The sequence below is a fragment of the Actinomadura formosensis genome, assembly GCF_050948385.1.
Taxonomy (GTDB): Bacteria; Actinomycetota; Actinomycetes; order Streptosporangiales; family Streptosporangiaceae; genus Spirillospora; species Spirillospora formosensis.
The window spans coordinates 4,897,952-4,915,801 of record NZ_CP192011.1; the positions used below are offsets into that span (position 1 = coordinate 4,897,952).

General features: G+C 72.1%; 16 protein-coding genes. 6 read left to right on the forward strand and 10 right to left on the reverse strand.

The genetic code is table 11. From position 1 onward, the window contains the following. Positions 1-21: 21 nt before the first annotated feature. Positions 22-834 (reverse strand): hypothetical protein, encoded by an 813-nt coding sequence (locus ACQP1N_RS23165; protein WP_067803558.1) that lies wholly within the window; start codon positions 832-834, stop codon positions 22-24. A 17-nt stretch (positions 835-851) separates the two neighbouring features. Beyond that, positions 852-1,148, reverse strand: coding sequence for a DUF4193 domain-containing protein (locus tag ACQP1N_RS23170; RefSeq protein WP_067803555.1), 297 nt, complete (start codon positions 1,146-1,148; stop codon positions 852-854). A gap of 515 nt (positions 1,149-1,663) precedes the next feature. On the opposite strand from ACQP1N_RS23170, the gene ACQP1N_RS23175 reads away from it, so the two are divergent. Next, positions 1,664-3,373, forward strand: coding sequence for a serine/threonine-protein kinase (locus tag ACQP1N_RS23175; protein WP_433226593.1), 1,710 nt, complete (start codon positions 1,664-1,666; stop codon positions 3,371-3,373). A gap of 86 nt (positions 3,374-3,459) precedes the next feature. On the opposite strand, the gene ACQP1N_RS23180 is transcribed toward ACQP1N_RS23175, so the two are convergent. Together ACQP1N_RS23180 and ACQP1N_RS23185 are read right to left on the reverse strand one after the other, a co-directional pair. Next, the gene (locus ACQP1N_RS23180) at positions 3,460-4,812 is read right to left on the reverse strand and encodes a sensor histidine kinase (protein WP_433226595.1); all 1,353 of its coding nucleotides are present in this window, start codon (positions 4,810-4,812) and stop codon (positions 3,460-3,462) included. Then, entirely contained in the window at positions 4,809-5,462 is a 654-nt protein-coding gene (locus ACQP1N_RS23185) for a response regulator transcription factor (protein ID WP_067805866.1), read from the reverse strand. Before ACQP1N_RS23185 ends, ACQP1N_RS23180 begins: the two co-directional genes overlap by 4 nt. Positions 5,463-5,675: 213 nt before the next feature. On the opposite strand from ACQP1N_RS23185, the gene ACQP1N_RS23190 reads away from it, so the two are divergent. Further along, entirely contained in the window at positions 5,676-5,852 is a 177-nt protein-coding gene (locus ACQP1N_RS23190; RefSeq protein ID WP_165488477.1) for a hypothetical protein, read from the forward strand. A gap of 61 nt (positions 5,853-5,913) precedes the next feature. Here the strand turns inward: ACQP1N_RS23190 and ACQP1N_RS23195 are convergent, their stop codons facing one another. From ACQP1N_RS23195 to ACQP1N_RS23205, 3 genes are read right to left on the reverse strand one after another with little or no spacing between them, the layout of a single operon-like run. Next, positions 5,914-6,723: an inositol monophosphatase family protein gene (locus ACQP1N_RS23195; RefSeq protein ID WP_067805871.1), complete on the reverse strand. Its 810-nt coding sequence runs from the start codon at positions 6,721-6,723 to the stop codon at positions 5,914-5,916. Next, positions 6,720-7,628, reverse strand: coding sequence for a ferrochelatase (locus ACQP1N_RS23200; protein ID WP_433226598.1), 909 nt, complete (start codon positions 7,626-7,628; stop codon positions 6,720-6,722). The genes ACQP1N_RS23195 and ACQP1N_RS23200 overlap by 4 nt, the downstream gene beginning before the upstream one ends. Before the next feature lie 56 nt (positions 7,629-7,684). Next, positions 7,685-8,755 (reverse strand): lytic transglycosylase domain-containing protein, encoded by a 1,071-nt coding sequence (locus ACQP1N_RS23205; protein WP_433226600.1) that lies wholly within the window; start codon positions 8,753-8,755, stop codon positions 7,685-7,687. A 323-nt stretch (positions 8,756-9,078) separates the two neighbouring features. Here ACQP1N_RS23205 and ACQP1N_RS23210 point away from each other — a divergent pair, with 323 nt between their 5' ends. Further along, a complete protein-coding gene (locus ACQP1N_RS23210) occupies positions 9,079-10,389 on the forward strand; it encodes a D-arabinono-1,4-lactone oxidase (protein ID WP_067805880.1) in 1,311 nt (436 codons plus the stop codon). Here ACQP1N_RS23210 and ACQP1N_RS23215 read toward each other — a convergent pair. Further along, positions 10,386-11,315 (reverse strand): hypothetical protein, encoded by a 930-nt coding sequence (locus ACQP1N_RS23215; protein ID WP_433226603.1) that lies wholly within the window; start codon positions 11,313-11,315, stop codon positions 10,386-10,388. The two genes, ACQP1N_RS23210 and ACQP1N_RS23215, sit on opposite strands and share 4 nt — an antisense overlap. 419 nt (positions 11,316-11,734) lie before the next feature. On the opposite strand from ACQP1N_RS23215, the gene sepH reads away from it, so the two are divergent. Next, positions 11,735-13,798: a septation protein SepH gene (sepH, locus tag ACQP1N_RS23220; RefSeq protein ID WP_433226605.1), complete on the forward strand. Its 2,064-nt coding sequence runs from the start codon at positions 11,735-11,737 to the stop codon at positions 13,796-13,798. Here the strand turns inward: sepH and ACQP1N_RS23225 are convergent. Together ACQP1N_RS23225 and ACQP1N_RS23230 are read right to left on the reverse strand one after the other, a co-directional pair. After that, complete coding sequence (locus ACQP1N_RS23225) at positions 13,770-15,209, reverse strand: PH domain-containing protein (protein WP_067805893.1); 1,440 nt, start codon at positions 15,207-15,209, stop codon at positions 13,770-13,772. The two genes, sepH and ACQP1N_RS23225, sit on opposite strands and share 29 nt — an antisense overlap. Continuing rightward, entirely contained in the window at positions 15,206-15,766 is a 561-nt protein-coding gene (locus ACQP1N_RS23230) for a PH domain-containing protein (RefSeq protein WP_433226607.1), read from the reverse strand. The genes ACQP1N_RS23225 and ACQP1N_RS23230 overlap by 4 nt, the downstream gene beginning before the upstream one ends. Positions 15,767-16,023: 257 nt before the next feature. Here ACQP1N_RS23230 and ACQP1N_RS23235 point away from each other — a divergent pair, with 257 nt between their 5' ends. After that, positions 16,024-17,034, forward strand: coding sequence for an ATP-binding cassette domain-containing protein (locus tag ACQP1N_RS23235; protein WP_067805899.1), 1,011 nt, complete (start codon positions 16,024-16,026; stop codon positions 17,032-17,034). Next, positions 17,031-17,840 carry an ABC transporter permease gene (locus ACQP1N_RS23240; protein ID WP_067805901.1) on the forward strand — a complete coding sequence of 270 codons (810 nt, stop codon included), beginning with the start codon at positions 17,031-17,033 and terminating at the stop codon, positions 17,838-17,840. The genes ACQP1N_RS23235 and ACQP1N_RS23240 overlap by 4 nt, the downstream gene beginning before the upstream one ends. Positions 17,841-17,850: the final 10 nt, after the last annotated feature.

Below are 17,850 nucleotides of genomic sequence, written 5' to 3' on the forward strand. Positions count from 1 at the left end.
AACGATCGCCGGGCGGCTCGGTCAGCCCAGCCGGCGCTGGTGGTCGCCGGGGAGCGGGGGTATCACCCCGGCGGACCCGCGCAGGTCGTTGCGGACCTTCAGTGCGAGGCCCTTCGTCGCGGAACGGTTGAGGGCGGCACCCGCGGCGGCGCCGGTGAGGAACGGGCCCATCGTGCTCATGCTCCGGCCGAGGGTGCGCAGCATCCGTTTGCGCAGCGCCGACTTGGCGGCGGTACCGAAGGCGCTGGTGAGCGACCCGGCCTCCAGGGGGTTGATGCCGCGCTGCCGCGCCCAGGACGTGACGAACGCGGTACCGCGGGCGGTGCCGCCGCCCTGGACGCGCACGCCGTACACCTCGTGCAGTTCGGCGATCAGCTTGACCTCGATGGCGGCGACGACCAGGGCCTCGGCGGCGAGCTGGGCGGGCGCCGACAGCAGCAGCGGCGGGGCGGCGAACTCCACGGCGGCCAGCGCTCCGCCGGCGGCGCCGATGGCGGTCGTGGCGTTGCCGGCCACCTTGACGAGCCGGTCGGCGAGTTCCTCGCCCATCAGCCCGTGATGGTGTGCCTGCAGCGTCTCAAGGTCGCGGATCGGAATGTGCGGTGCGGCTTCGACGAGCAGGTCGCCGAGCCACCTCCCGCGGCCGATCCCCGCGGCCCCCACCTTGCGGGCGCTCCGGCCGAGCAGCCCGGCCAGGCGCCGGAGGAGGCGGCCGCGGGTCTCGCCGTCCATGCCGTCGTCGGCGGTGAGCCGTCCGATCAGCTCACCGAGTTCCGTGGAGCCGTCGCCGCGCACCGGCTCCACCTCGTCATGACGTCGCTCGATCTCCGTCACCCGGCGGCCACTCCCGGTCAGGCGGCGCACTCACGGCAGATCGGCTGGCCGTTCTTCTCGCCGGCCAGCTGGCTGCGGTGGTGTACCAGGAAACACCGTGTGCAGGTGAACTCGTCCGCCTGCCGTGGAACCACCCGGAAGGTGAGCTCCTCGTTGGACAGGTCGGCGCCGGGCAGCTCGGCGACCTCACCGGCGTCCAGGTCCTCATCGATGATGCTGGCGGACTTGTCGGCCCGCCGGGCCTGGAGCTCCTGGAGGCTGTCCTCATTGAGATCGTCGTCGGTCTTGCGTGGGCTGTCGTAGTCGGTCGCCATCTTCTGTCTCCATCCCCCTCAGTGCTTTATGCGCCCCGTCGCGCGGATCTAACGCTCGGGGGACCGTTCTTGTGCCCGATCCGGGCGGGAAATTCTGTCACGGTTGGTGACCTGCGACACACGAGGCGCGACCGTTCCCACGAGTGACACCGGTCACCCGGATCCTTCCTCGCATTGTGTCTTCCGTCACATACCCGGCGGGTGTCGATGGCCTGGTCCGGAGCCGGGGCACCCGCCGGGGGATCCCGCGGCGGCGGGGATCCTATCGGTCCCGGGGCCGTTGTGCGCACCGCCCCGCCCGGCGCGGCGGGACGCGCCGCGGGCCAGCCCGACCCGCCCGCCGGGAGGGCGAACCAGATTGATCGGTGAAACGTCTGAACTAACGCGATATCGTGCCCGCCTGAGGTTGGGGCGGGCCCCCTGCGGAGGTTTCACCCGGTGATCGCCGGAACGGGGCCCGCGGTGGGTCCAGCGCACAATGTCGCGGACATCACTGCGGGTCAATGGAGGGTCAGATGCCGGATGCCGCTCCGCTGGAGCCGGGCGATCCCAGGGCACTCGGACAGTACGAGGTCATCGGACGGCTGGGTGCCGGGGGCCAGGGTGCCGTCTTCCTGGGCAAGGCCCCGGGCGGCGAATACGTCGCGGTGAAGCTGCTGCACGCGCAGATGGCGGGCGATCCCGCCGCGCGTGCCCGGTTCACCCGCGAGGTGGCGGCGGCGCAGAAGGTCGAGCCCTTCTGTACCGCGCGGGTGCTGGAGGCCGACGTCCACGGCGACCAGCCGTACGTGGTCAGCGAGTTCATCGACGGGCCGTCCCTGCACGACGTGGTCGCGCACAACGGGCCGCGCAGCGCCGCGGAACTGGAGCGGCTCGCGATCGGCACGGCGACCGCGCTGGCGGCGATCCACGAGGCCGGGATCGTCCACCGCGACTTCAAGCCGAACAACGTGATGCTGGCGCCGGACGGCCCGCGCGTCGTCGACTTCGGCATCGCCCGCACGGTCAACTCGCAGGAGAGCGCCGTCACCGCGACCGGCATGGTGGTCGGCACGCCCGGCTACCTGGCGCCCGAGCAGCTGACCGGCGCGCCGCTCACCCCGGCCGTCGACATCTTCGCCTGGGGCGCGACCATGGTGTTCGCCGCCACCGGGCAGTCGCCGTTCGAGGCCGACACGCTGCCGGTCATCATCAACCGCATCCTCAACGAGGAGCCGGACCTGTCGGCGCTGCCCGCGGGCCCGCTGCGCGACCTGATCGGACGCTGCCTGTCCAAGGACGCGGGCCTGCGCCCGCCGGCCCCGCAACTGCTGCTGAACCTGCTGGGGGCCGTCGGCGCCGCGCCCGCCGGCCAGGCGGCCGGGCAGGAGGAACTGCTCAACCAGGGCACCCGGATCGCCTCGCAGCTTCCGCCGCCGCCCCCCGTCCCGCCGGCGCCGCGGCACCAGCCGCAGCCGCAGATCACCCCGCCGCCCATGCCGATGCAGCAGGGCGCGATGGCGGGCCCGGCCACGCCGCCGCCGCAGCCGATCACGCCGCCGCCCATGCCGATGTACCAGGGGCCGGGCACGCCCCCGCCTCCGCCCTCGCAACCGCCGATGCCGATGCAACCGCCGATGCCGATGCAGCAGCCGATGCCGATGCAGCAGCCGATGCCGCCGGGGCCGGGGTACGGGCCGCCCCCGAAGCGGTCCAGCTCGGCCGGGCCGATCATCGCGATCGGCTGCGGCGCGCTGGCGCTGATCGTGATCCTGGTGGTCGTGGTGCTGGCGATCATCGGCGCCAACAGCGACGACACGGACCCGGATCCGGTCCCGTACACGCCGCCGAACACCTACACGCCGCCGACCGACACCCCGACGCCGCGCACGACGGGCGGGCTGCTGGGCGTGTGGGACGGTGACGGCAACCAGCCGGACGCCGGGGCGGGGCACACCAACTTCAAGGCCCGGTTCGCCCTGCTGTACACGAGCGGCACCGCGCGCTACACCTACCCGTCCGGCTCGCAGGACAGCTGCTACACGCGGCTCACGCTGCTGTCGGACGGCGGTGAGGGCGGCAAGACCGAGTACCAGGAGACCCCGATGGCGGGGATGGACCCGAAGGAATGTGCCTCCGGCTACGTCACGTTCACGCCCACCTCGTCCACCTCGATGCGCTGGGAGTGGCGCCACCTCCGGTCCGAGACGAACCCGTCCGCGTACGGGACAGTGACAAAGCAGTGACCCCTTCGCAAGGGTGATCCGTCCTGACGGAAACGCCCTGATCGGCCTCCGCGGCCGATCAGGGCGTTTCGCGTTCGGACGGTCCGTCAGCCCGGCGGGAGCCGGACGGTGACGATCAGCCCGCCGCCGGGCCGGGGCACCGCGTAGACGGCGCCGCGGTGCGCCAGCACCACCGAGCGGACGATCGACAGGCCGAGTCCCGCGCCCTTGGACGATTCGACGCGGTCGGCGTTCAGCCGCCGGAACGGCTCGAACAGCCGCTCCACCTCATAGGCGGGTACCACGGGCCCGGTGTTCTCGACCTGGACGGTGGCGTAGCCGTCCAGCATTCCGGTGCGGAGCCACAGCTCGCCGCCCTCCACCTCGTTGTGCTTGATGGCGTTCTCGACGAGGTTCGACACCAGATGCTCCAGCAGCACCGGGTCGCCGAGCGCGGTCCCCGACGTCAGCTCGGGATGTGCGGCGACGTCGTTGTCGTGCTCACGGCGGGCCATGTGCTCCAGCACCGTCGCCGCCACCTCGGCCAGGTCGACCGGGGTGCGGGTGGTCAGCTCCCGCTCGCTGCGGGCGAGCAGCAGCAGCCCCTCGATGAGCCGCTCGTGCCGGGCGTTGGTGGCCAGCAGCGTCTTGCCGACGGTGCGCAGGTCGTCCGACGCCTCGGGGTCGCCGAGCGCCACCTCCAGCAGCGTCCGGTTGATCGCGAGCGGGGTGCGCAGCTCGTGCGAGGCGTTGGCGACGAACCGGCGCTGCGAGTCGAACGCCTGCCCCAGCCGCTCCAGCATCGCGTCGAAGGTGTCGGCCAGCTCCTTGATCTCGTCGTCCGGGCCCTCCAGCGCTATGCGTTCGTGCAGCGTGCTCTCCGACAGCCGGCGCGCGGTCGTGGTGACCCGCTGCAGCGGGCTGAGGGCACGGTCGGCGACGAACCAGCCGAGCACCAGCGTGATGATCCCGACCCCGCCGAGCGCGAGCAGCGACCGCCCGACCAGCTGCTTCATCGTCTGCTCGACGAACTGGCGCTGCAGTTCGGCGGACTCGTCCGGGGTGATGCCAAAGCCGATCACCTTGACATTGCCGAGGATGTTGGCCATCAGGAACGACATCACGAACAGCAGCAGCGCACCGGCCAGGAAGAACAGCAGCCCGTACAGCAGGGTGAGGCGCAGCCGCACGCTCATCCGGCTGGGCAGCACCGTCAGCTCGCCGAACGGGCCGCCGCCCTCGCCGCGCCACATGCCCTTCGCGGCCGGTGGCGGCTGCGGGACCTGCTGCGGGCCCGGCCGCCGCCACCGGCCGCCGCGCCGTCCGCCGTCGCCCCCGCCGGCCGCCGCCGGCCGGGCCGTCCGCGCGGCGGCCGGGCGGGCGTCGGTGTCGGCGTCCTGCACGTCGGCCCCGTTCACGGACGTGTCGGGTTCGGCGGAGCCGTGCTGAGGTGCGGTCACAGCCGGTACCCCACGCCGGGCACGGTCTCGATCACCGGTGGGTCGCCGAGTTTCTTGCGCAGCGTCATCATCGTGACCCGCACGACGTTGGTGAACGGGTCGATGTGCTCGTCCCACGCCTTCTCCAGCAGGTGCTCGGAGCTGACGACGGCGCCGTCCGCGCTGAGCAGCACCTCCAGGACGGCGAACTCCTTGCGGGTCAGCTCGACCGGGCGGCCGTCCCGGGCGACCTCGCGGCGGGCCGGGTCGAGGGTGATCCCGGCCCGCTCCAGGACGGGCGGCAGCGGCGCGGCGGCGCGCCGGCCGAGCGCCCGCACCCGGGCGATCAGCTCGGCGAACGCGAACGGCTTGGCGAGATAGTCGTCCGCGCCGATGGACAGGCCCTCCACCCGGTCGTCCAGCTCGCCCGCCGCGGTCAGCATGATGATCCGCGCCGGATAGCGCTGCGCGACGAGCTGCTTGCAGACGTCGTCGCCGTGGACCTTGGGCAGGTCGCGGTCGAGCACGATCACGTCGTAGTCGTTGACGCCGGCCCGCTCCAGTGCACCCGCGCCGTCGTAGGCCACGTCCACGGCCAGCGTCTCCCGGCGCAGGCCGGTGGCGATCGCGTCGGCGAGCACCCGCTCGTCCTCGACGACTAGAACACGCACAGGGGGTTCCCTCTCTCGGTCGGGGCCACGGCCGGCCCACGGGCTTCCAGATATGCCACGGGCGCCGTAAGACGTCCGTAAGCAGGTGTTCAGCTCGGCGTAGACCGCACCCCGCCCGCACAGACGCAAGAATCCGCGAAAATTGCATCCGCGAACAGGTTTGCTTTCAGCTTAGGTCTGGGTAGGGCATGGAAACGATCCGGGAGGAGGCCCATGGGCGAGTTGTCACGCATGATCCAGCAGCGGCTCGACGATGCGTACGCGTCGCTGCGCACCGCCCACGCAGAAGGAGACACCTACCTGGTGGACATCCGTCAGGAGGAGATCAGCGAACTGCGCCGGATCGCAGCGAACAACGACATCGGCGTCGAACCACCCCGCTGCGACTGACCCGCCGCATATACACGAGCACCACCGCCGGCTGAGCCCGGGACGGCCCACCGTCCCGGGCTCAGCCGCGCACGGGGTCGAGCGGGACGAGAAGGGCGTGCAGGGCCTCGAACGTGCCCGGTCCGGCGGCCACGGTCAGCTCCGGGCCCGCGGGCGCCCCGTGCAGGCCCTCGACGCGTCCGCCCGCCTCCTGGACGATCAGCGCGCCGGCGGCGATGTCCCACGCCTGGACGCCGCGCTCGTAGTACGCGTCGACCCGTCCCGCCGCGAGGGAGCACAGGTCCACACAGCACGAGCCGCCGCGCCGGATGTCGCGGACGTTCGGCAGCACACCGGTGAGCACCTGCGCCTGCCGGGCGCGCCGTGCCGCGTCATAGCCGAACCCCGTGGCGACCAGGGCCGCGCCGAGCGGCACCCCGGCGTTCACGCGAAGCTCGCGGGCGCCGGAGACGGTGTGCAGGAGGGCGCCGCCGCCGCGCACCGCCGTGTACGACTCGCCGCGGCGCGGTATTTCCACGGCGCCCGCGACGGCCTCGCCGTCCACTTCGGCGGCGATGCTGACCGCCCAGTCGGGCAGGTCGTAGAGGTAGTTGACGGTGCCGTCGATCGGGTCGATCACCCAGCGGACGCCGCTACCGCCCGCACGGGTGCCGCCCTCCTCGCCGAGGAACGCGTCGTCCGGGCGAACCGCCCGGATCCGCTCGATGATCAGCCGCTCGGCCGCGCGGTCCATCTGGGTGACGACATCGGTCGGCGACGACTTGGTCTGCACGACGTCCGGGCCGCCCGCGGGACGCTTGTCGACCAGCATCCGGCCGGCCTCGCGGGCGGTCGCGGCGGCCAGTTCCAGCAGTTCGCCGGCCAGGCTCATCCGGCGTCCTCCAGGAGGTGGCGGGGCAGCGCCGCGAAACGGGGGTCGGCGCCGGGGGTGGCCGCGCGCGCGAACGCGAGACCGAGTTCGGCGGCCCGCCCGGCGGCCTCCACGTCGAGGTCGTACTTGACCTCCATGTGGTCGGAGACGAACCCGATCGGCACGACCGCGACGGCGCGGACGTCCTCGCCGTGGAGCTTCTCCAGATGGTCGGTGATCTGCGGGTCCAGCCAAGGCTGGCTCGGTGGCCCGCTCCGGCTCTGGTAGACGAGATCCCACGGCGCCCCAGGGGCCGCCTTCTGCGCGACGGTGCGCACGGCCTCCTCCAGTTCGGCCACGTACTTCTCCTGGCCGGGCTGGGACAGGGGGACGCTGTGCGCGGTGAAGACGAGGCGTGCGCCTTCTGGGAGGCGGCCCAGCGCGTCCTTGGTCGCGTCCACGAACGGCTCGATGAAGCCGGGCCGGTCGCAGTAGACAGGGAGCTTGTCGATCTCAGGGGCGCCCGGGACCTCTTCGCGCGCACGGGCGATGTCGGCCAGGTACTGGTCGTTCGTGGAGAAGCCGCTGTAGGCGGACGTGACGAACGCGGCCGCGCGGCGGATCCCGTCGGCCTTCATCTGCCGGACGGTGTCGGCGAGATAGGGAGTCCAGTTCCGGTTGCCCCAGTACACCGGCAGATCCACGCCATGGGTCGCGAAGTCGGTTTCGATCGCGGACTTGAGGTCCCGGCACAACTGGTTGATCGGGCTGACCCCGCCGAACAGGAAGTAGTGCTCCCCAACCTCCTCCAGGCGTTCCTTTGGGATGTTGCGGCCCCGGGTCACATTCTCCAGGAACGGGATCACGTCCTCGGGTCCCTCCGGTCCCCCGAAGGACAGCAGAAGCAACGCGTCATACGACGTCATGCCTCCATCCAACCAGCCTCCGCGCAGCGCCCGATCCTGGGGCGCCGTCCCGTTGCTCAGGCGTACCGGGCCGCGTACGCCCTGGCCAGGTTGAGGACCTTCTGCACGTACCAGTCGGCGTGGTTGTAATGCCACACCGCGTTGTAGAGCTGCTTGCCGCCGCGTCCCGCGCCGTTCGCGCACAGGTACCTGGCCGCGCCCGGGATGGCGTCGAAGGGGTTCATGATGTCGGCCTTGCCGTCCCCGTCGCCGTCCACCCCGTACGCCTTCCACGTCGCGGGCATGAACTGCATGGGGCCGAGCGCGCCCGCGCTGGACCGGCCGGCGTTGCGCCCGTGGTCGCTCTCCACCTGGCCGATCGCGGCGAGGACCGTCCAGGACAGGCCCGGGCAGGTCGTGGCCGCCTGCTTGTAGAGGTCCAGGTAGCCGCTCGAACGGCCGTCACCGGCCCGGTACCTGCTCTCGTGCAGGTTGAGCACGTTGGTGCGGGGGCCGAGGACCTTGCGGACGGCCTTGACGACCTTGGCGGGGCTGACGCCCGGCGCATTGACCAGGACCGCCACATTCGGGACGAGGCCCATCTCGCCGCCGGACCTCTCGCTGACGAGCATGTCGATGCCGGGCAGGCCGAGCGGGCCGGAACCGCCCATCATGAGGTTCGGCATCGTCCGCGCCACGACCGGATACCGGTAGCCCCGGGTGAGCTGCAGCTGCCCGGCGGCGGCCGAGGAGACCACGAACCTGTCGGCGGCCAGCGCCTCCCACAGCTCGGTCCTCTTGGCCGTGCCGGGCGGCGTCCAGGACCGGAACGAGGACGGGTCCACGGCGAACGCGTTCACCTGGCGGCCCTGCAGCTGAACGGCGCCGCCGGCGACCGCCGTCACGTCCTTGACCCTGCTCAGCCTCGCGATCCGCTTGATCTTGGCGGCGGAGATCGAGCCGGCGCCGACCGCGAGCACGTCCGGCGGCACGATGCGGCGCAGCGGCGCGACCTGGCCGCCGGTGGCGACGTTGACCGGGTCGCCGGCGCCGGTGCCGGGCCGCCGGTCCCGCGGCGAGTCGGACGCGGTGGGCCCCGCCCGTTCGGTGGTCAGCGCCGCGTAGACGCCGCCGGAGGTGCTGGCCATGGCGAGGACGGCGATGCCGCCGATGACGAACGGGAGCGCACGTCCACCCCGCCGCGTCCGCCCGTCCCTGCGCGGATTGCGCTGCTTCTTCTCCGGCCTGGGTCTCGGCGGGCGGGCGGGAGGCGCCTCGCCATCGCCGGACGCTTCCCCGATGGGGCCGGTGCGTGATGCTGATGGAGAAGCCACAACATTTCCCAACGAGTGTCGCTACGGACGGTTACCCAGCCGTGGTTACGGGATCGTACGTTATCGCCGGCTCCGCGCTCTCCCCGGGGCGAAAACATGAACTTTCCTCACGATCGATTGCCGAGTAGAGTCGCCGCATGTCCCCCGAGACCAACTCAAAATGGCAGAACTGGGCGGGAAACCAGCAGGCCACACCCCAGCGCGTCGCGACGCCGCGCACCCCCGATGAGGTGGCCGCGGCGGTCCGGTCGGCCGCCTCCGACGGCCTCACCGTCCGCATGACCGGCACCGGGCACTCCTTCACCGGCGCCGCCGTCGCCGAGGGCGTCCTGCTACGCCCCACGGCGCTCACCGCGGTCCGCTCGGTCGATCCCACGACCGGGCTCGTCACCGTCGAGGCGGGGCTCCCGCTGCACAGGCTCAACCGTGTCCTGGACGAGCATGGTCTCGCGCTGGCCAACATGGGCGACATCCAGGAGCAGACCGTCGCCGGCGCCCTGCAGACCGCCACGCACGGCACCGGACGCGACGCCGCCGGCCTCGTCTCGCAGGTCGCCGCGCTCGAACTCGTCCTGGCCGACGGCACGACCGTCACCTGCTCGCGCGAGGAGCGTCCCGACCTGTTCGACGCCGCCCGCGCGGGTCTCGGCGCGCTCGGCATCGTCACCGCCATCACCTGGCGGACCGTCCCCTCGTTCTTCCTCCGGGCACAGGAGGAACCGATGAAGTGGGACGAGGTCCTCGCGCGCGTGGACGAGTTCGACGCCGCCAACGAACACTTCGAGTTCTACTGGTTCCCCCATACCGAGGGCTGCCTGACCAAGCGGAACAACCGCGTCGAGGGCCCCGCCGAGCCGGTGTCCAAGTTCAGGTACTGGCTGGACGACCGCTTCCTGTCGAACACGGTCTTCGAAGCCGTCAACAGGGTCACGCACCTGGCGCCCGCCACGACACCGTTCGTCAACGGGATCTCCGCCAAGGCACTCGGGGCCCGCACCTACAGCGACACGTCCCACAAGGTCTTCACGAGCCCGCGGATGGTCCGCTTCAAGGAGCAGGAGTACGCGATCCCGCGGGAGGAACTCGTCCCGGCGCTGCGTGAGCTTCGCTCCCTGTTCACGAAGCGGAATTGGCGGATCAGCTTCCCCATCGAGGTCCGGGTGCTGCCCCCGGAGGACGCCTGGCTCTCGATGGCCCACGAGCGGCGGAGCGCTTTCATCGCCGTGCACGTCTACCACCGTGACCCGCATGAGGAGTACTTCCGCGGCGTCGAAGAACTTCTGACCGGGTTCGACGGCCGTCCGCACTGGGGCAAGCTCCACACACGCGACGCGTCGTATCTGGAGAAGGTCTACCCCCGGTTCGCGGACTTCCGCGCCCTGCGGGACGAGCTGGACCCTGAGCGCCGGTTCGCGAACCCGTACACGAGGCAGGTCTTCGGCGACTAACCGGCGGGCGTCTGCGGGACGTCGCCGCCCTGCCCGCCGCCCTGCCCGCCGTTCTGGCCGCCCCCGGTCGGCGCCGGCGTCCGCGGAGTGGTCGGCACCGGGGTCGTCGGCTCCTGCGTGGGCCGCTCGGTCGGCCGGGTCGTCGGCGCAGGCGCCGGAGTGGGCGCCTGCGTCGAAGGCGTCTCACTCGTCGGCTCCCGGCTCGGGGCGGTGCTCCGGGGCTCGGTCGGGCGGCCGGACGGGCTCTGCGGCGGCGGGTTGCCCGGCTGCCCGCCACCCCCGCCGTTCCACACCCTCGTGACGGTCAGCCCGCTGTTGCCGCCCTGGCCGATGGGCCCGCCGGTCGCCGCCTCGTAGGCGGTGATCCCGCCGATGACGACGGCGAACACCGCCGCCGACGAGACCACCAGCTTCACCCAGTGCGCCTTGGCCCAGCGGACCGTGCTCTGCCACGCCGTCCGGCGGACGACCTCGCGCACCGCGTCCTCGCCGGCCGCCGCGGCGAGCGATCCGGCGACCGCGTCCCTCGGGTCCAGGCGGGTGACGTTCGGATCATCGACCGGGTCGAGCCGGGTGGCGTTCGGGTCACCGCCGAACGGCGGGTCGAACCGCGTCGCGCCCGGATCCCCGGACCACACCGCGGTCCTGGTCGGATCGGCGCTCGTCGCCTCGTCCGCCGCGCCCTCGGCCACCGCCCGCCGCCGCATCGCCGCCTGCACGTGGGTCAGCTCCCTGAGCTGGTCCCGCCCCTGGTCGAGGTAGTGCTTGCCCACCACCGCCCCGGCCGTCGAGATCACGCTCATCAGGGCCGCGCCGATGATCGTCCCGTACACGCCCAGGTAGGACGCCCCGAAGGCGGCGGCCGCCGTCGCTCCCGCACTCGCGATCAGCTGCGTGGTGCTGAGATCCGGCAGCTTGCGCGGCATTCCTCCACTCACCCCTGTCCATAACCACAAATCCCCCGAACGGAAACTAACCGGAAGATCTGCGTGTTCCTGCCCAGTACGTGACACTCGCAACGTCCGGCGACTGGAACCGCACCGCCACGTCGGGCACAGTGTGGAAAAGAATGCACAAGGATCCGTCATGCCGGCCCTCGGCCGGTCACGTCCCCGGCAATCTTGGTCAGGTGTCCTCTTCCACCTCGTGAAGGGGGCTTCGAGAGCGGCGATGTTCGGACATGCCGGGTACGGTGCTGGCAGCAGGTGTGTCCGAAAGAGAGACTCGGGAACCCGGGGGAAGGGCACGCATGCGCCCTCGGTGGGCATCGGGCGGCCGACCGTGAGAGCACGGTCGCACGCTCCGGTGTCCTCCGTGCCATCAGGACAGGGCAGGAAGGACACGCATGCAGGAGCTGCGCCTCGTCGCGGTCAGCGAGGACGGAACGTACCTCGTCCTTGCCACCGCGGGCCGGGGCACCCGGTTCACCCTGCCCGTCGACGACCGGCTGCGCGCCGCAGTCCGTGGGCATTTCTCCCGCCTCGGCCAGTTCGAGATCGAAGTGGAGAGTCCCTTGCGTCCCAAGGAGATCCAGGCCCGCATCCGATCCGGTGAGACCGCCGAGGAGATCGCCGAGTCGGCGGGCATCCCGGTCGAACGCGTTCGCTGGTTCGAGGGTCCGGTCCTGCAGGAACGCGAGTACATGGCCCAGCAGGCGCAGCGCGTCGCCGTCCGCCGCCCCGGCGAGTCCACCCCCGGCCCGCCGCTCGGCGAGACCGTGGAGGAACGCCTCGGCCGCGGCGGCGTCGACCTCGAAGAGGCCGAGTGGGACTCCTGGAAGTGCGAGGACAGCACCTGGCGCGTCCGCCTCTCCTTCTTCGAGGGCGGCCGCCCGTACGCCGCCGAGTGGACCTTCGACCCGCGCCGCCGGCACGTCTCCCCGCTGGACGAGGTCGCCGCCCGGCTGACCTCGGTCGAATGGGACGACGACGTGCTCTCCGACACCGTCACTCCGCTCGTCCCGCGGCGTCCCGCCATGAAGGTCGTCGCCGGCGACCGCGCCCCGGCGGCCCGCGGCCTGCCCGCCGACCCCGGCGCCCCCGAGCCCCTCCGCGCCGCCGAGCCCCGCGAGTACCTCATCGAGCGCGGCCGGATGACCGACCCCCGCTCCCCCTTCCGCGAGACCTCCGAGCCCCCTCCGCTGCGCGAGGCCGCCCGTCCCTGGTCCCCCGAAGAAGCCCGCGAGCAGGAGATCGGCGAAGCGCGCGAAGGCGCACAGGCGGGTGGACCCGGGGCGACCGCATTGCACGACGTCTCGCAGGCGCCCGGCGACGCCCGGCCGCAGGACGAGCACGAAACGGCGCAGGCCGGCGACACGTCCCCGGCACACGACGAGCACGAACTCGGCGAAGACCGCGAAAACGCACAGGCGAGCGAGCCCGGGACGGCCGGTGACGCGTCACAGACGCGCGGCGACGTCCACCCGCGCGACGAGGACGAATCCGACGAAGCACGCGAAGGCGTACAAGCCGCCGAGTCCGGAACGGCCACACCGCACGACTCCGCGCAGACGACGGACGCCGTCCGGGCCCAGGACGAGCGCGAGTCCGACGAAGATCGCCAAAGCACCCGGGCGGACGAGCCCGGGACGGCTGCGCTGCACGGCACCTCGCAGGCGCCCGGCGACCGGCCCCAGGCCGAGCGCGACAAGGACGAAGCCGGCGAGGCGGCGCACACGGACGAGCGCGAACTCGGCGAAGACCGCGAAAACGCGCAGGCGGGCGAATCCGCGGCGGCCGAGCCGCACGACGCTCCCCAAACGCCGGGTGCCGCGCAGCCGCGGGATGAGCCCGAAACCGCGCAGATCGATGCGGACGAGGAAGCACGGGCGGGCGAGCCGCACGACGTCTCGCAGGCGCCCGGCGACGCCCGGCCGCAGGACGAGCACGAAACGGCGCAGGCCGGCGACACGTCCCCGGCACACGACGAACGCGAACTCGGCGAAGACCGCGAAAACGCACAGGCGGGCGAGCCCGAGACGGCCGAGCCGCAGTCCGGCGGGGGTGAGACGGCGCGGTCCGTCCCTCCGCGGGATGAGGACGAATCCGGCGACGCGGCTCAGCGCCAGGCCATCACACGTGCGGGCGACGGCGGCGCGGCGGCCGGGCGGTCGCGGGGTGCCGCGGCTCAGCCGCGCACGGCGGAGGCGCCGGGCGCGGAGAAGCCTTCGCCGGCCAAGAGGCCGGCGGCGCAGCGGCAGGCGGCGCGGCCGCCGGCCAAGAAGAAGCCGGCGAGCCGTCCCACCATGCCCGCCGCGCAGGACAAACCGGTCACCGGATCGCCCGCGGCCGCCGCGAACGGCGAGTCCGCGGCGGCCCAGCGGCCGGCCCGGCGCCGCAAGCCCAAGGGCAAGCGTGCCTCCGTCCCGTCCTGGGACGAGATCATGTTCGGCGCGCGCCGTCCCGACTAGGCGGCGCGTCGGCGGGCGGAGCCTCCAGGAACGGGGCCAGCCAGGCGGGGGTGATGGCGGCGGCCAGGGCGACCGCGTCCTCCTCGGCCATGTCGGCCGAGGAGTAGCCGCCCTCGCCCGCGCCGACGGCGGCGAAGAGGGTGGCGAGGCCGAGGCGGCGCTGGAAGAGGGTCCGGCGGATGCGCCAGCCGACGATGGCGCCGTGCTCGATGACGACCTGGCGGCGGCGCAGGGAGCCTGAGCGGACGCTGAGGCGTCCGCTGTCGGTGCCGTGGCCGAGCTGGCGGTACCGGTCCAGGCCCAGCGGGACGGCGAGGACGGCCAGGACGGCGCATACGTAGGCGACCCACGGCTGACCTGCCAGGACGGCCAGGACGGCGATGCCCACCGGGGGCGCGGCGGCACGGGCCACGCGGCGGCTGCGGGCGGCGGGCGGGTGGGCGACCAGGGGGCCGGGAACGGCGCCGACGATGCGGGTGGCGAGGGATTCGGCGACCGTGCGCGGCGCCGCGGGCAGGAGGCGGCCCCGGTGGGCGGCGTCCCCGAGCCCGGTGATGAGGGCACCGAGGCGGGTCACGCCGGCCATGCGCTCGAACGGGTTGTCGGTGAGTTCGACGCCGCGCAGCCGGCGGCGTTCGAGCGAGACGCTGCGCCGGGTGACCAGGCCGCGTTCGGCGACGACGGAGCCGTCCCGCTCGTGGACGGTGAAGTCCCAGTTGAACAGCGTGAACGCGATGACCGACATGACCGGCATGGCGATCAGGACCAGGAGGACCAGCGCGAGGACGAGGGCGGAGGGGAGGCCGACCACGTCGTGGCCGAGGTTCGCCACGCGTTCCCGCGTGATCAGGCCGAGGTCGTCCCCCAGGTTGTAGACGGTGCCGAGGAGGCTGCCCGCCACCGCGAACGGGGTCAGCAGGTAGGCGCCGCTGAGCGGGGCGTAGACGTACCAGCGGGGCCGCATCCGGGCGAGGACACGGCGGGGCGGGGTCCCCGCGTCCCGGGCCAGCAGGGCGCGGCGGAGCCGTTCGGCCTCGTGCCGGGAGACGGCGTTCAGTTCCCCTTCGCCGCCGTCCGCTCCGGCGTCGATGTGGACGATCGCGAGACCGAGCAGCCTGTGCGGGAGGGACGCGCTGATGTCCACGCCACGGATCCGGTCGCGCGGAATGCTTTTGACCGACCGTCCTATGAGCGCGCGCCGGAGCTCTATGCGGTCGTCATGCAGGACGTAGGTGAACGTCAACCAGCTGGCGACGTGGAAGAACAACCCCAGCGTCAGGCCGACGATGGTGAAGTAGAACGCCGTGGACATGCCGCCGACCAGCAGACCCGTGGCACCGGCGGCGAGGAGGGCGATGAGTTCACGGACGGCGCCGACGACGAACGTGAGCGGATGCAGCCGCACGTTCACGTCGCGTCGTCGCGGAGGTCGTGCGCGCGGTGCGCGAGGTCCTCGGCCAGGCGGGTCGCCACGCCTACGGGAAGGCCGGACACCTCCGAGGAGCCCGTATGGGACGCCGTGTTGACCTCGATGGTGGCGAGCCCCAGCATCCGCTCGATCCAGCCCTGTTTGGCGTCGACGGTTTGGATGCGGCCTACGGGCACCAGCAGCCATTCGCGGCTGAACCAGCCCGTCCGGGTGTAGACGACGTCGGCGCTGACCTCCCAGCGGTGGACGCGGTAGCGCCAGACGGGCGCGACGGTGACCATGAGCAGTCCGGCGGCGCCGATGATGTAGGGCAGCCAGCCGACACGCCCGGACAGCCAGCCGGGCAGGGCGTCCCAGTGCGCATCGCCGGCCCAGGCCGCCACACCCAGGGCGAGGCCGAACGCGAGCCCCCAGAGCAGCAGGTATTCGATCGCCCAATGCGCGATGGCGCGGCGTGAAAGCCGGTGTGCGGGCGGCCGGAGCCGCGGCGGGTGCGGCCCCCCGCCGTCCTTCTGGTGACCGCGCCGCACCGTCGTCACACCGCGAGTTTAGAACGCCGGAGACCCTCTCCCGCCGTTCCGGCCTGGACGAGCCGCCGGACTCAGTGGCCCGCCCCCGCGCCGTCAGCGTTTTGTCAGAGGCGCGTGCGAGGTTGAGAGCGCACATCACGCAGCCCGCGGAGCCTGAGCGGAGCGGCGGGAAAACCGAATGCGCACCGCCCCGGACAACACATATTTTGTCTGCTTCCCCGTCCGACGGGGCACAGACGTCCGGCAGACGAGTCCCAGGAGATCACATGACATACGCGATCCAGGCCGAGAGCTTGGAGAAACGGTTCGGTGAGACCCAGGCGCTGGCCGGCGTCTCGCTCACCGCCCAACCCGGAACGGTCCTCGGGGTGCTGGGGCCGAACGGCGCCGGCAAGACGACCATGACCCGCATCCTCGCCACGCTGATCGAGCCGACCGGCGGCACCGCCGAGGTCGGCGGGTTCGACGTGGTCAAGGAGGCGCACAAGGTGCGCCAGCTCATCGGCCTGACCGGCCAGTACGCCGGGGTGGACGAGATGCTGACCGGCACCGAGAACCTCATCCTGATCGGACGGCTGCTCGGCCTTTCCCGGAAGGCGGCCAGAACGCGCGCCGCCGAGCTGCTGGAGCGGTTCCAGCTCACCGAGGCCGCCGAACGCGCCGCCAAGACGTACTCGGGCGGGATGCGCCGCCGCCTCGACCTGGCGGCGAGCCTGGTCGGCCGCCCGCAGATCCTGTTCCTGGACGAGCCGACCACCGGCCTCGACCCGCGCAGCCGGGGCGGCCTGTGGGACATCGTCCGCGGCCTGACCGACGACGGCGTCACCGTCCTGCTGACCACGCAGTATCTGGAGGAGGCCGACCAGCTGGCCGACGACATCATCGTCATCGACCACGGCCGGGTCATCGCGCACGGCACGTCCGACATGCTGAAGGCGCAGGTCGGCGGGCAGGTGCTGGAGGTACGCCCGGTCAAGGAGAGCGACGGCGACACCGCGGCGCGGATCGTCGGCGAGCTGGCCGAGGCCGTCCCCGAGGTCCGCGACGGCCTGATCAGCGCGCCGATCGGCGACCCGGAGCTGATGCCCGCCGTGGTCCGCCGCCTCGATGACGCCGGGGTCGCCGTCGGGGAGCTGTCGCTGCGCAAGTCCAGCCTGGACGAGGTGTTCTTCGCCCTCACCGGTCACCACACCGACGACATCGACGCCGAGGCCGGCGAACCGGCCCGGTCCACTGACAAGGCTCAGTCCACCGACAAGGAAGGGGCGTCCGCATGACCACCGCGGCATTCGCGCCACAGGACCTGTCCAAGCGGGTCGCCCCGGCCACGGCCCTGCGCAACACGGTCACGCTGGCCTGGCGCAACCTCGTCCAGATCAAGCACAACCCGATGGAGCTGCTGGACCTGTCCATCCAGCCCATCATGTTCGTGCTGCTGTTCGCCTACGTGTTCGGCCCGGCGATGGAGGGCAGCGTCGAGGCGTACCTGCCGATCGTGATCCCCGGCATCATCGCGCAGAACGCCCTCTTCGCCGGGATGAGCACCGGTTTCGGGCTGAACACCGACATCACCAAGGGCGTGTTCGACCGGTTCCGGAGCCTGCCGATCGCGCGCAGCGCCCCGCTCGCCGGACGGATCATCGCCGACACCGTCAAACAGGCGTGGTCGATGACGGTCCTGCTGCTGGTCGGCATCGCCATCGGCTTCCGGGTGGAGACGAACGTCCTGGCGCTCCTCACCGCGTTCGCCCTCCTGCTGGCCTTCGCGATCCTGTTCTCCTGGACGTCGGTCTACATCGCGATGAAGGTCAACGAACCGGAGAAGGTGCAGATCTTCGGGTTCGTGGTGATCTTCCCGTTGAGCTTCCTCAGCACCGCGTTCATCAAGTCGACCCACGGCATCCCCGGCCCGGTGGCGTACATCATGGACAACAGCCCGGTGACCCACCTGGTCGAGGCGCTGCGAGGCCTGCTGGTGGGCGGCCCCGTCCTGGAGCACGCCTGGATCTCCCTCGCCTGGGGCATGGGCATCTCCCTGGTCTTCGCCCCCCTTTCCCTGAGGGCCTTCAAACAGCGCGCGTGATCTCGGGGGC

Coding starts and splice junctions, on each gene's coding strand:
- ACQP1N_RS23175 (WP_433226593.1), top strand. CDS start 1,664: ATGCCGGATGCCGCTCCGCTGGAGCCGGGCGATCCCAGGGCACTCGGA.
- ACQP1N_RS23210 (WP_067805880.1), top strand. CDS start 9,079: ATGTCCCCCGAGACCAACTCAAAATGGCAGAACTGGGCGGGAAACCAG.
- ACQP1N_RS23235 (WP_067805899.1), top strand. CDS start 16,024: ATGACATACGCGATCCAGGCCGAGAGCTTGGAGAAACGGTTCGGTGAG.
- ACQP1N_RS23190 (WP_165488477.1), top strand. CDS start 5,676: ATGGGCGAGTTGTCACGCATGATCCAGCAGCGGCTCGACGATGCGTAC.
- ACQP1N_RS23205 (WP_433226600.1), bottom strand. CDS start 8,755: ATGGCCAGCACCTCCGGCGGCGTCTACGCGGCGCTGACCACCGAACGG.
- ACQP1N_RS23170 (WP_067803555.1), bottom strand. CDS start 1,148: ATGGCGACCGACTACGACAGCCCACGCAAGACCGACGACGATCTCAAT.
- ACQP1N_RS23200 (WP_433226598.1), bottom strand. CDS start 7,628: ATGACGTCGTATGACGCGTTGCTTCTGCTGTCCTTCGGGGGACCGGAG.
- ACQP1N_RS23195 (WP_067805871.1), bottom strand. CDS start 6,723: ATGAGCCTGGCCGGCGAACTGCTGGAACTGGCCGCCGCGACCGCCCGC.
- ACQP1N_RS23215 (WP_433226603.1), bottom strand. CDS start 11,315: ATGCCGCGCAAGCTGCCGGATCTCAGCACCACGCAGCTGATCGCGAGT.
- sepH (WP_433226605.1), top strand. CDS start 11,735: ATGCAGGAGCTGCGCCTCGTCGCGGTCAGCGAGGACGGAACGTACCTC.
- ACQP1N_RS23240 (WP_067805901.1), top strand. CDS start 17,031: ATGACCACCGCGGCATTCGCGCCACAGGACCTGTCCAAGCGGGTCGCC.